This is a genomic window from Dialister succinatiphilus YIT 11850, assembly GCF_000242435.1.
Classification (GTDB): domain Bacteria; phylum Bacillota; class Negativicutes; order Veillonellales; family Dialisteraceae; genus Dialister; species Dialister succinatiphilus.
In genome coordinates this window covers 702,831-714,457 of the sequence record NZ_JH591187.1, presented here as the reverse complement: position 1 = coordinate 714,457, position 11,627 = coordinate 702,831, and the positions used below count along the sequence as shown (strand labels likewise).

Here is an 11,627-nt window from a genome sequence, read left to right as displayed (position 1 = left end):
GTTTTGATTTATTACATACTTTTTACAACGAAAGAGAGATGATTATTCAGATGCTGGAAGATTTGAAAAAAACTTTAACAGAACTGCTGAATCATGAAAAAGAAATAAGGGATTCACTTTGACTTACCTCAGCTGAAGGAACGTATCAGAAGTTACGACGTTCAGATGAGTGATCCTACTTTCTGGGATGATGCGGATAAGGCCCGCAGAATTTCTCAGGAAGCAACTGAGGCAAAGGATGCCTATGAGACCTATACCAAACTTTTTGAGCGGGCGGAAGGATTGAAGGATATCCTGGATCTGGCTATTGAAGAAGATGACCAGTCCATGGAGCCGGAAATCGCCAAAGAGCTCAATGAAGTGAAAGAGATCCTGGATAAAAAGGAAATTGAACTCCTCCTTTCCGGTAAATATGATGAGAATAACGCCATCCTTACTTTCCATGCCGGTGCCGGCGGCACAGAAGCCCAGGACTGGACAGAAATGCTGATCCGCATGTATATGAAATGGGCAGAGGCGGAAGGGTTTGCGCTGGAAGAACTGAATATGCTTCCCGGCGATGAAGCCGGCATTAAGAGTGCTGAATACATGGTGAAAGGGAAGTATGCCTATGGTTTCCTAAAATCAGAAAAAGGAGTGCACCGCCTGGTGCGTATTTCTCCTTTTGATGCGGCTAAACGCCGTCATACCTCTTTTTCCGCTGTGGATGTGATGCCTGAAATCGATGATGACGTGCAAGTAGATCTTAACATGGATGATGTGCGGGTAGACTACTATCGCTCCAGCGGTGCCGGCGGTCAGCATATCAACAAGACCAGTTCTGCTGTCCGCATGACTCACATTCCTACAGGTATCGTGGCAGCCTGCCAGAATGAACGCTCCCAGTTCCAGAATAAGGAACAGTGTCTTCGCCTTCTTCGGGCCAAACTCTATGAATTTGAAATGAAGAAACATGAGCAGGAAGTCAATGCGCTGGAAGGCGATCAGCAGGCTATTGAATGGGGCAGCCAGATTCGCTCCTATGTATTCCAGCCTTATACGTTGGTGAAGGATAACCGCACCGGAGTAGAAACAGGCAATATTCAGGGAGTCATGGACGGCGATATTGACCCGTTCATTGAAGGTTTCCTGAAGATGAACAAATTTAAAGCCAAAGCAAAATAAAGGATGGATAGAATGAGGGCCATACAGAGCAGCGCCTTTAAAGTGCTGGCAGTCCTGATTTTCATCGGCGTAGTCGCTGCAGGGATGATATCTCTGCAGCGGAGCCATGTGGAATCATCTGCCACTGCTGTTGAAAATGTATATGATTATTACAATATTATAGACAGCGCATCAGTTGAAAAGAAATCAGCGGATGAGCTGTTTTCGCTGTACCGGAAAAGCGGTGTAACTTCTCTGGCTGTGTATGATGAAACACCGGAAAAGCTGGTAAACCATGATTACCTCCGCATTTATCGAGGCAGTGAATTTGCATTCAGAAATCCCACAGCACAGGGAATCTCTGATTCCAAAATTTATATCCAGCCGGTGCTGAATACGGAAGGAAATGCCTATTTCAAGGAAACGAAAGAATATCTTTCTCTTCTTATGAGCAGCGATGATGTACGTTCCTTTGATGTGAACGGCGTGGAAACGCTGGAAGTCAATGCGGTGTACAATAAGTTTATGCAGATGGAACTGGGCATTTATGCGGAAACTGTGAAAAATGCAGCTTCTCATGGGTTCTATGTGGTACTGCGTCCCGGGAATGAAGCCCATGTGACTAAGGATTATGTAGATCTTTTCCTGAAGAAGCTGGATGCTTCTGATCGGGTGAGCGCCGTTATTTTCCAGGGCAAGGAAGTACTTGGGTATAAAGAGTATGTGAACTATCTGTCTCATGAACTCAGCCGCCGCCACATTCCGATTGCCCTCATCGAGGCACAGAACCAGCTTGGTTTTGAAAAGCAGTCCGGGAATATTGACATGGCCCTTTCTTCGGACTATCAGGTAGTCCGTCTCTATGCCATGTCCAAAGATGAGTTGATTAAACTGGATCCTAAGGAAGCGGCTTCCCGCTATTATATTTCCGATATTGAACGGAATATCCGCATGAATCTGTTCCCTTCCTTCAAGTTTCCGCTGAATGGTATGACTCTGTCTGAGACGAATGCTTCCTATATTGCCGATGTATCTTCCCGACTGGAAGGGCATGGCTTTACCGTAGGAAAAGCTTCTGTCATGGAATCCTATTTCCCATCATCTCTTCTTCGGAGCATTGCCATGGCTGGGGCCCTTTCTCTTGTGGTTATGACGGCGCTTCTTCTTTTCCCGCCTCTTGGCAGATATGTTTGGGTCCTTGAAATTCTTGGACTGGCAGTCACTCAGGGATTATTCTGGGGGCTCCATTCCCTTATGGTCCTTCAGCTTCTGGCTCTTGGCGCTGCCGTGTGCACGCCGGTGGTGGTAGTCAGTCTTTTCCTGAACTATTGCCTTAAAAGAAAGGATAAGGCCTTTGCCGAAATCGGCTGGGGTAAACTTTTCGTAGAATCCCTGCTGATTCTCTGGATTTCGGGGCTTCTTTCCCTGGCAGGCGCTGCTTTTGTGAGTGGGCTTCTGGGGGATATTCGTTTCCTCTTGGAAATGCAGATTTTCCGCGGTGTGAAACTGACTTTTGTACTTCCGCTCCTTTTAATTTCTATTGTGTATATTCAGAAGTTTCCTTTTTTCGGACAGACCGTTTCTTCGGACAAGGATTTTGTCCGCTTTGTAAAGAAATTCTGCAGTGTCCAGATTCGTCTTGGCCTTCTGGTGGGCCTTGGCCTTTTGGCAGTGGTGGGATATGTATTCATCGGCAGAAGCGGCAATAACGGGGCACCGGTGCCGGGTTTTGAAATTGCGCTCCGCCGTTTCCTTGAAAATGTCATGTATGCAAGGCCCAGAGAAAAGGAATTTCTTTTCGGCCATCCTGCCGTCCTTTTGGCCATGACTGCCCTTTATCGCAAATGGCCCCAGATTCTTCACTATTTCCTCATTGTGGCTGTCACCATTGGTCAGGGCTCCATGGTAGAAACCTTTGCTCATATGAGAAGCCCCTATGTTCTGAGTTTTATCCGCGGGCTTGATGGACTGGCGGCAGGCAGTCTTTCCATGATTGCTGCTCTCATCGGTGTCATGATTCTGGTCCGGCTGACCAGGTTTTTCGGAGAAAGATATGGCAAATTATAAAATCGTCATTTCCGGTTATTATGGCTTCAATAATGCCGGTGATGAAGCCATGCTTTCTGCCATTCTGCAGGCACTCCAGGGAACCTTTGACTCTCCGGATATTACTGTAATTTCCGGAGATCCCAAATCCACCGCCGCTTCTTTTGGCGTTCATACGGTACCAAGGTTCAGCATTTCCAGTATCTGCCGTTCCATTTTTTCCTCTGATCTGATTATCAGCGGCGGCGGCAGTCTGCTGCAGGATGTGACAAGCTGGAAAAGCATGATTTACTACCTTTCCATTATTACCCTTGGAGTGCTGTTTCGAAAACAGGTTTTCCTTTATTCCCAGGGTATAGGCCCAGTCCGGTATCGGGTGATTCGTATTATCCTGAAGCATGTACTCAACCATGTGGATGGTATCACTGTACGGGATAAGGAATCCAAGGGATTTCTGCAGCGCCTTGGGGTGCATCGGAAAATTTATACCACTGCCGATGCGGTGCTTTCCCTTGCGCCGGCAGATCTTTCCATAGGGCGAAAAATACTGGATAAAAGGGGAATACCTCCCGAAAAAAAGAAAATTGGTCTGGCTATCCGTTACTGGCATCATTCCCGAGAATGGATGGAGAAACTTGAAAAGACTGTCCATCGTCTAGCTAAAGAAAAAGATGCTGTCATCATCTGTATTCCCATGCAGTTTCCGGAAGATGAAACTGCGGCTGAAGCCATGGGAAAAGGCGATGAGGGAGTCTATTTCCTGAATGAAGACTTCTCCATAGAAGAACTAATGTCTATTATTGGAAATATGGATGTCCTTTTGGGAATGCGTCTTCATGCCCTTATTTTTTCTGCTCTCATGCATGTGCCTTTTCTTGGCATTTCCTATGATCCCAAAATAGATAATTTCCTGGCCCTTATTGGTCAGAAAGCTTCCACCTCTGTTCAGCACATGGATGGTGAGAAGTTGTATAATGATACTTGTAGAATCCTTTCTTCCGGGCTGGATGCTAAAGACTGGGAGAAGGTGGCTGCTCTTCAAGAGCGGGCCTGTGAGAATGTCCAGATTTTAAAAAGTCTTGTTACTCATAAGGAGGAAAACCCATGAGTCATCTTTCTACTGAAGAGACTGCTTTTCTCAAGGACAAAGCAAAACAGATTCGTATTGATATTTTGAAAATGATCACAAAAGCCAATTCTGGTCATACGGGAGGTTCTCTTTCCATCGCTGACCTTCTGACCCTTCTTTATTTCAAGGAAATGCATGTGGATCCTGCCAATCCTCATAAGGCAGACCGTGACCGTCTTGTCCTTTCCAAAGGCCATGCGGCTCCGGCCATGTATGCCTGCCTGGCTGAAAAGGGATATTTCCCCAAAGAAGAGCTGGATCATCTTCGTCAGGCCGGTCATATGCTCCAGGGACATCCGGATATGAAGCATACTCCCGGAGTCGATATGACTACCGGTTCCTTGGGACAGGGCATCAGTGCTGCCTGCGGTATGGCCCTTGCCAGCAAAATAGATAAGGCTGACTGGCGGGTGTATGCAGTCCTTGGCGACGGTGAACTGGAAGAAGGCCAGGTTTGGGAAGCAGCTATGTATGCGGCCCACTATAAACTGGATCATCTGACTGCTTTTGTAGATAACAATGGGCTCCAGATTGACGGCCCTATTACGGAAGTCATGTCTTCTCTTCCTATTGGTGATAAATTCAGAGCTTTCGGATGGCATGTGATTGAAACAGACGGCCATGATGTAGAAAAGCTTCACGAAGCGATTGAGGAAGCCAAATCCATTGAAGGAAAACCCACGATGATTGTCATGAAGACAGTGAAAGGAAAGGGTGTTCCTGAAATTGAAAATAAAGTGGGCTGGCATGGCAAGGCTCCTACAGAAGAAGAATGCGCAAGATTTATTAAACAGGTGGAGGCAGAATGATGGGTAAAGCAACTCGTGATGCATATGGCGAAGCTCTGAAGGAACTGGGAGCGCAGAATCCGGATATCGTTGTTTTGGACGCTGATTTATCCGCATCCACCAAGACCCAGGTTTTTGCCAAGGCTTATCCGGATCGTTTCTTTGATACAGGGATTGCTGAAGCTAACATGATGGGCGTTGCAGCCGGTCTGGCAGCAGCAGGGAAAATTCCCTTTGCTTCCACCTTTGCCGTATTCGGAGCAGGCAGAGCATATGAACAGATCAGAAATTCCATCTGCTACCCGAAGCTTAACGTGAAAGTGGCCGTTACCCATGCCGGATTGACAGTAGGCGAAGACGGTGCAACCCACCAGATGCTGGAAGATATCACCCTCATGCGGGCGCTGCCTAATATGACTGTCATCGTTCCTGCCGATGCTGCAGAAACAAAGGCGGCAGTGAAATGGGCTGCTTCCTATAAAGGACCGGTGTATATCCGTATGGGACGTGCTAAATGTGAAGATATCATGCCGGATGACAAGCCTTTTGTTCCGGGAAAGAGCACCACTCTGAGAGATGGCAATGATGTGACCTTTATTACCTGTGGCATTATGACTGCCAAAGCGCTTAGAGCGGCAGAAACTCTGGAGAAGCAGGGCATTTCCGCACGGGTTATCAATATGAGCTCCATTAAACCTATCGATGAAGAGGCTATTGTAAAAGCAGCTGAAGAAACCGGGGCCATTGTGACGGCTGAGGAACATACTGTGAAAGGTGGACTTGGTGGTGCCGTGGCAGAAGTTCTTGCCCTGAAAAAACCCTGCCTCATGGATATGGTAGGTACGGAAGATACTTTTGGCCAGTCCGGCAAGGCTGATGAATTACTGGAAGTTTATGGACTCACTGCAGAGCATCTGGTTTCCTCTGCCCTGCATCTGATCAGCAGAAAGTGAGGATTGGATGATTACATTTGATCATGTATCATTGCAATATGATGCTAAGCATACTGCCCTGAAAGATATGAGCATTCATATCGACAAGGGGGAGTTTGTATTTGTGGTAGGCCCCAGCGGTGCCGGTAAGTCTACTTTTGTGAAGGTGCTGACTCATGAACTGGTTCCGGAGTCCGGCACGGTTGTTGTCAATGGAATCAATATTACCAAGTTGAAGAGAAGCAAGATTCCTTACTATCGGAGAACCCTGGGTATTGTTTTTCAGGATTTCCGTCTTCTCTCAGAGAAAACAGTGTTTGACAATATTGCCTTTGTCCTTCGCGTAACCGGCGCCAAGGGCAGGGAAATCAAAGAAAGGGTGAACCGGGTGCTGGACCTGGTAGGACTTCGCAATAAAGCGAAGGAACTGCCTTCCAAGCTATCCGGTGGCGAGCAGCAGCGCGTGGCTATTGCCAGGGCTCTGGTGAACCAGCCGATTCTTCTTATTGCCGATGAACCTACAGGAAATCTGGATCCAGTGACTTCTGAAGAAATCATGAAGCTTTTCAATGAAATCAATCATATGGGAACAACCATCATCATGGTGACCCATAACAAAGATCTGGTCAATGCCATGCATAAACGGGTTATTAATATTGAAGACGGCCGTATCATAGCAGACCAGGAAAAAGGGGGATACCATTTACATGTTTAGTTCTCTTGGCTACTTCTGGAAAGAGACTTTCTATTCCCTCTTCAGAAACAAATTTATGGCGGTGGCTTCCGTGCTTACGGTCACCCTTTCCATGTTTATCCTGGGTGTCTTCCTTTGTGCCGTGCTGAATATCAATCACATGGCCACGTATCTGGAAAACCAGGTAGAAATGACAGTGTATCTCAAAGACGGGCTGAATACTGAGCAGGTTATGGCTGTGGGAAAGAAACTGAAAGCCCTGCCGGATTTAAAGGAAATCAAATTTACCAATAAAGACCAGGCCATGGCGGAATTCAAACAGCGGCTGGGGGATCAGCAGGGTATTCTGGATGCCATTAACGGCAATCCGCTGCCTTCCTCCTATTCCACCTCTTTCGCCACACCGGCTTCACTGAAAAATGCAGTGAGCATTGTAACGCAGTACCCGGAAGTTGATTCTGTGCAGTACGGACAGGATATTATTGAACAGCTTTACAAGGTGGCCCAGGTTATCCGTATTGGCGGCATTATCCTGATCGTATTCCTGGCAGGTGCAGAACTCTTCATTATTTCCAATACCATCCGTCTCACCGTGTTTGCCCGCCGGCGTGAAATCCAGATTATGAAATACGTAGGCGCCACCAATGGATTCATTCGCTGGCCTTTCATTTTCGAAGGCATGATTATTGGTTTCATTGGTTCCGGCCTTTCCGCCTTTATCCTGTGGGAAGGCTATAAAGTGGTACTGATGGAGATGGCCCAGGCAGGGCTCGTATTTATTCCCATGATTCCCCTCTGGCCTTTCATCGGTTATATGACGATTATGCTTCTGGCAGCAGGTATTATCATCGGTATCCTGGGCAGTACCATTTCACTTCGTAAGTATATGAAAGTGTAACTGCCTATGAAGAAATCAACATATATGGCATCTTTTCTGGCACTTTCCATCCTTCTCGGGGGACAGGCCATCCATATGCCTGCCTATGCCGATGATCTGGATGACCAGGTGCAGGACCTGCAGGGGCAGATTGATTCTTCCCGTCTGGAACAGGAAAACTGGCAGCAGGTCATTGAAGATGTAAGTGCTAAACTGAAACAGATCCAGGCGGATCTGGATGCAGCCAATGCCAGACTGCAGAGCATTCAAACCAAACAGGCTGAAATCAATGCACAGATTGCACAGACCCAGAATGAAATCGTGAAGATGGAAGCCTATCTGAAAACAAGGCAGGATGTGCTGAACCGCCGGGTTCGTGCCATTTACATGCATGGCCAGCTGAACTACCTGGAAGTGATTCTGGGCGCCAACAGCTTCAGCGATTTTGCCAACCGGGTAGAACTCCTGAAGCGGGTCATCCGGTCCGATTACAATCTGATTCTTGAGATTCAAAAACAGAAAGCTGCGATTGAAGCCAAGAAGGCACAGCTGGAAGAAGATAAACGGCAGCTGGATGCTCTTGCGGCCGAAGCGGAAAAGACGCGGCAGGAAATTGCCAAGAAGAAAGCAGAACAGCAGAAAGTTCTTGATGCAGCAAAGAGTAATAAAGCGGCAGCTGCACAGATGGAACAGGACCTGAATGCGCAGCTGGCTTCTGTTAGAAATTTGATTCAGCAGCGTCTGGCAGCAGCGGAAGCTGCTCGTCAGGCAGCTCAGCAGCAGGCAGCCTCTGATGATGAAGGGGGCGGCGGCAGTGATGATAACTACGTTCAGGGGACCGGTGCTATGGGCTGGCCCTGCAGCGGACCTATCACATCGCCCTTCGGCTATCGCACCCATCCGATTTTTGGGACAACGATTTTCCATGCGGGCATCGATATTGGTGTAGACTACGGAACTCCTATCCATGCAGCAGACAGTGGTGTCGTTGTATATTCCGGCTGGATTTCCGGTTACGGTAATGCGGTCATCATCGACCATGGCGGCGGTATTTCTACCCTTTACGGTCATAACCAGTCCCTGGCTGTTTCAGAAGGACAGTCTGTGTCCAAAGGTTCAGTCATTGCCTATGCCGGTTCCACCGGCAACTCCACCGGTCCTCACTGCCACTTTGAGGTAGATGTGAATGGTTCTCCTGTCAATCCCATGGGGTATCTGTAATGGGTAAACAATGGAAACTTTTCCTTAGGACTCATTGGAAATCAGGACTATCCTGTGTATGCGGTACCGTTATTTTGAGCGGATTTGTCATTTTGGGCGGAGCTTACTGGCTGACTGATGGTCAGCCGGTGAGCTTCTTCCATTTCCTTCAAAATTATCGACTCGTGAAAAATAATTATTTTCGGCCCATCAATGAAGAGGCTCTCTGGCAGGGAGCGTCCAAAGGCATGCTGTCCAGTTTGGAAGATCCCTATTCTTCCATCCTTGCCGGAGATACCTATAATTCCTTCATGGAAACGACAAACGGGGAATATGGCGGCATTGGCGTAGTGATGGGACTTGATGCAGACGGCTTTATCCGTATCTTCAATGTCTTCGAAGGAAGCGCCGCTGAAAAGGCAGGCATTCGGAATGGAGATATCATCCTATCTGTGGATGGTACTGACGTGAATGATCTGGGACTTACCGGTACAGCGCAGGCGGTACGGGGGGAGAATGGAACGGAAGTGAATCTGTCCATAGCAAGAGAACAGAAAACCCTGGACTTTGCAGTGAACCGTTCCAATGTGAGTCTGCCTACGGTTTTAAGCCGTATGGTGGACGATCATATAGGCTATATCCATATTTTCACTTTCAGCAGACACACGCCGGAAGAGTTTAAGAAGCAGCTTTCTTCTCTGAAAGACCAGGGCTGTGAAAAACTGATTATTGACCTGCGCATGAACCCCGGTGGAATGATTGACTCCGTAGTAGCTGTGGCAGACCAGATTCTGACAGGCGGTACAGTGGTCAGCTACCATACCCGGCACCAGGGGAGTGAAAATTTCACCATTAAAGGAATTGAAAACCCCATGCCCATGGCTGTCCTCATAGACAAAAACAGCGCCAGTGCTGCTGAGATTCTGGCCGGTGCGGTGCAAGACAAGAAAGAAGGCATCATCATCGGGGAGACAAGCTATGGCAAGGGAACGGTGCAGGCTGTTTATCCCGATGGAGATCGGGAAGCATTGAAAATCTCCATTGCTGAATATAGGACAGCTGCCGGGAGGATTATTGATAAGAAGGGAATCGTACCGGATATTCCTGTCAAACAGACCGGTCACCCGTTCATTCTCTCTTCTGATACTGTTTTCCAGAAAGCAGTAGATGTGCTGAAAAAAGAAGGGAACAGGGACGAAACATAACCTTCTGTATGAAGGAAGGTACGGATTCATTCCTGCCATCTTCTTTTATAAGGATTTTTATGCGCTGCAGCGTCATGAATCTCCTTCCACGGGCCAAAAGTTTCGTTTTCACGATTCCCTGCTTGCTGCAGGCAAACCGCAGATTCCGGAAAGGCTGATTTCATCAGTTCTTTTCCGGGAGGACTGCGGTTTTCTTTTTCCACGTAAAGTACGAAGTGCAGGATTAAAACTTCTTTTCTCTATATTCTTCCCCGGCATGATATAATAACAATGTAATAGTCTGTCATTTTTTGAGTGAGGTATGCTTATGTTTATTGATAGAGCAAAAATAATTGTTGTCTCCGGTGCCGGTGGAGACGGCATGGTTTCCTTCCGCCGGGAAAAATATGTGCCCCGCGGAGGACCCAGCGGCGGTGATGGCGGCAGAGGAGGATCCGTCATTATCCGTGCTGACAGCAGTCTGAACACGCTGATTAATTTCCGCCGCCATCGCAAATTTGCTGCCAAAGCCGGAGCCAATGGCGGCGCTAAGGAAATGTTCGGAAAGAACGGGGAAGACGTGTATGTGGATGTTCCGCTGGGGACCATGGTTTATGATGACCGCACCGGTGAACTTCTGGCAGATATGACCCAGAACGAACAGCAGGTTACTGTCGCGAAAGGCGGCCATGGAGGCAGAGGAAATTCTCACTTTGCCACTTCCGCTGTCCGTGCTCCTACCTATGCGGAAAAGGGAGAACCGGGAGAAGAAAAGAATATCCGGCTGGAGCTGAAGATTCTGGCTGACGTTGGTCTCCTCGGTTTCCCGTCGGTAGGAAAATCCAGTCTCCTTCGCAAAGTATCCGGCGCCAGACCGGAAGTAGCCGCTTACCATTTCACCACCCTGTCTCCTGTTCTTGGTGTGGTGAGCCTTGATGCGGAAAGAAGCTTTGTGATGGCCGATATTCCGGGGCTCATTGAAGGTGCCAGCCAGGGAACCGGTTTAGGGGATGAATTTCTCCGTCATGTGGAAAGAACCAAGGTGCTTATCCACGTACTGGATGCTGCCGGTAGCGAAGGCAGGGATCCGCTCCGCGATTTCCACATCATCAATAATGAACTGGAGCTGTACAGCCCTGAGCTGGTTAAGAAAAAACAGATCGTAGCTGCCAATAAGACGGATCTGATCGATGATCCGCAAAAATTGGAGAAATTACGTAAGGAAATTGAAGGGGAGGGGTATCTTTTCTTCCCCATCTGCACACTCACCGGGGAAGGCTTAAAGCCCCTTCTGGAAGCTGCATGGAAAATCCTGCAGGAAGTCCCTGATGTTACCTTTGAAAATCCGGAAAAAGCCATTGTTTATGAAGTACCTAAAGATGAATTCCTCATTGAGCAGAAAGATGGCGCCTTCTATGTCAAGGGAAAGCGGGTAGAAAAACTGGTTAGTATGACCAATTTTGAGGACTACCTTTCCATGCGCCGTTTTGAAAGGGCCTGGCGTTTTATGGGCTTGGACAAGCTTCTAAAAAAAGAAGGAATCAAAGAGGGCGATACAGTGAACCTCTACGGCGTTGAATTTACCTATGCGGAAAACAGGGATTCCGCCGACGATGAAAAAGAATAAGGGAGAG

Annotated in this window: 11 protein-coding genes; 10 read left to right on the top strand and 1 reads right to left on the bottom strand. The window is 47.8% G+C overall.

All coding sequences use genetic code 11. From position 1 onward, the window contains the following. The first annotated feature begins 50 nt into the window (after positions 1–50). The 9 genes from prfB (at position 51) to HMPREF9453_RS03060 (ending at position 10,014) form a co-directional block, all read left to right on the top strand. Positions 51–1,164, top strand: a protein-coding gene (prfB, locus tag HMPREF9453_RS03100) for a peptide chain release factor 2 (RefSeq protein WP_337514210.1) whose coding sequence is annotated in 2 segments (ribosomal slippage) — positions 51–119 and positions 121–1,164 — 1,113 coding nt in all. Because the reading frame shifts where the segments join, the coding sequence is not laid out codon by codon here. A gap of 3 nt (positions 1,165–1,167) precedes the next feature. Next, complete coding sequence (locus HMPREF9453_RS03095; RefSeq protein WP_232217310.1) at positions 1,168–3,210, top strand: DUF5693 family protein; 2,043 nt, start codon at positions 1,168–1,170, stop codon at positions 3,208–3,210. Continuing rightward, positions 3,197–4,297, top strand: a complete 1,101-nt coding sequence (csaB, locus tag HMPREF9453_RS03090) for a polysaccharide pyruvyl transferase CsaB (RefSeq protein ID WP_008859111.1) — start codon at positions 3,197–3,199, stop codon at positions 4,295–4,297. The genes HMPREF9453_RS03095 and csaB overlap by 14 nt, the downstream gene beginning before the upstream one ends. Beyond that, entirely contained in the window at positions 4,294–5,127 is an 834-nt protein-coding gene (locus tag HMPREF9453_RS03085; protein WP_008859110.1) for a transketolase, read from the top strand. The genes csaB and HMPREF9453_RS03085 overlap by 4 nt, the downstream gene beginning before the upstream one ends. Next, positions 5,127–6,059 (top strand): transketolase family protein, encoded by a 933-nt coding sequence (locus tag HMPREF9453_RS03080; protein WP_187368050.1) that lies wholly within the window; start codon positions 5,127–5,129, stop codon positions 6,057–6,059. Before HMPREF9453_RS03085 ends, HMPREF9453_RS03080 begins: the two co-directional genes overlap by 1 nt. A 7-nt stretch (positions 6,060–6,066) precedes the next feature. Beyond that, on the top strand, positions 6,067–6,753 hold the full coding sequence (ftsE, locus tag HMPREF9453_RS03075; RefSeq protein WP_008859108.1) for a cell division ATP-binding protein FtsE: 687 nt from the start codon (positions 6,067–6,069) through the stop codon (positions 6,751–6,753). After that, on the top strand, positions 6,746–7,630 hold the full coding sequence (gene ftsX / locus HMPREF9453_RS03070; RefSeq protein ID WP_008859107.1) for a permease-like cell division protein FtsX: 885 nt from the start codon (positions 6,746–6,748) through the stop codon (positions 7,628–7,630). The genes ftsE and ftsX overlap by 8 nt, the downstream gene beginning before the upstream one ends. Before the next feature lie 6 nt (positions 7,631–7,636). After that, a complete protein-coding gene (locus HMPREF9453_RS03065; protein ID WP_008859106.1) occupies positions 7,637–8,830 on the top strand; it encodes a murein hydrolase activator EnvC family protein in 1,194 nt (397 codons plus the stop codon). Next, positions 8,830–10,014 (top strand): S41 family peptidase, encoded by a 1,185-nt coding sequence (locus HMPREF9453_RS03060; RefSeq protein WP_008859105.1) that lies wholly within the window; start codon positions 8,830–8,832, stop codon positions 10,012–10,014. Before HMPREF9453_RS03065 ends, HMPREF9453_RS03060 begins: the two co-directional genes overlap by 1 nt. Positions 10,015–10,040: 26 nt before the next feature. On the opposite strand, the gene HMPREF9453_RS12070 is transcribed toward HMPREF9453_RS03060, so the two are convergent. Beyond that, the gene (locus tag HMPREF9453_RS12070; protein WP_187368039.1) at positions 10,041–10,217 is read right to left on the bottom strand and encodes a hypothetical protein; all 177 of its coding nucleotides are present in this window, start codon (positions 10,215–10,217) and stop codon (positions 10,041–10,043) included. Between the two features lie 104 nt (positions 10,218–10,321). Here HMPREF9453_RS12070 and obgE point away from each other — a divergent pair, with 104 nt between their 5' ends. Next, positions 10,322–11,620, top strand: coding sequence for a GTPase ObgE (obgE, locus tag HMPREF9453_RS03055; RefSeq protein WP_008859104.1), 1,299 nt, complete (start codon positions 10,322–10,324; stop codon positions 11,618–11,620). The last annotated feature ends 7 nt before the right edge of the window (positions 11,621–11,627 follow it).

Coding starts and splice junctions, on each gene's coding strand:
- HMPREF9453_RS03085 (WP_008859110.1), top strand. CDS start 4,294: ATGAGTCATCTTTCTACTGAAGAGACTGCTTTTCTCAAGGACAAAGCA.
- ftsE (WP_008859108.1), top strand. CDS start 6,067: ATGATTACATTTGATCATGTATCATTGCAATATGATGCTAAGCATACT.
- HMPREF9453_RS03095 (WP_232217310.1), top strand. CDS start 1,168: ATGGATAGAATGAGGGCCATACAGAGCAGCGCCTTTAAAGTGCTGGCA.
- HMPREF9453_RS03065 (WP_008859106.1), top strand. CDS start 7,637: ATGAAGAAATCAACATATATGGCATCTTTTCTGGCACTTTCCATCCTT.
- obgE (WP_008859104.1), top strand. CDS start 10,322: ATGTTTATTGATAGAGCAAAAATAATTGTTGTCTCCGGTGCCGGTGGA.
- HMPREF9453_RS03080 (WP_187368050.1), top strand. CDS start 5,127: ATGGGTAAAGCAACTCGTGATGCATATGGCGAAGCTCTGAAGGAACTG.
- HMPREF9453_RS03060 (WP_008859105.1), top strand. CDS start 8,830: ATGGGTAAACAATGGAAACTTTTCCTTAGGACTCATTGGAAATCAGGA.
- ftsX (WP_008859107.1), top strand. CDS start 6,746: ATGTTTAGTTCTCTTGGCTACTTCTGGAAAGAGACTTTCTATTCCCTC.
- csaB (WP_008859111.1), top strand. CDS start 3,197: ATGGCAAATTATAAAATCGTCATTTCCGGTTATTATGGCTTCAATAAT.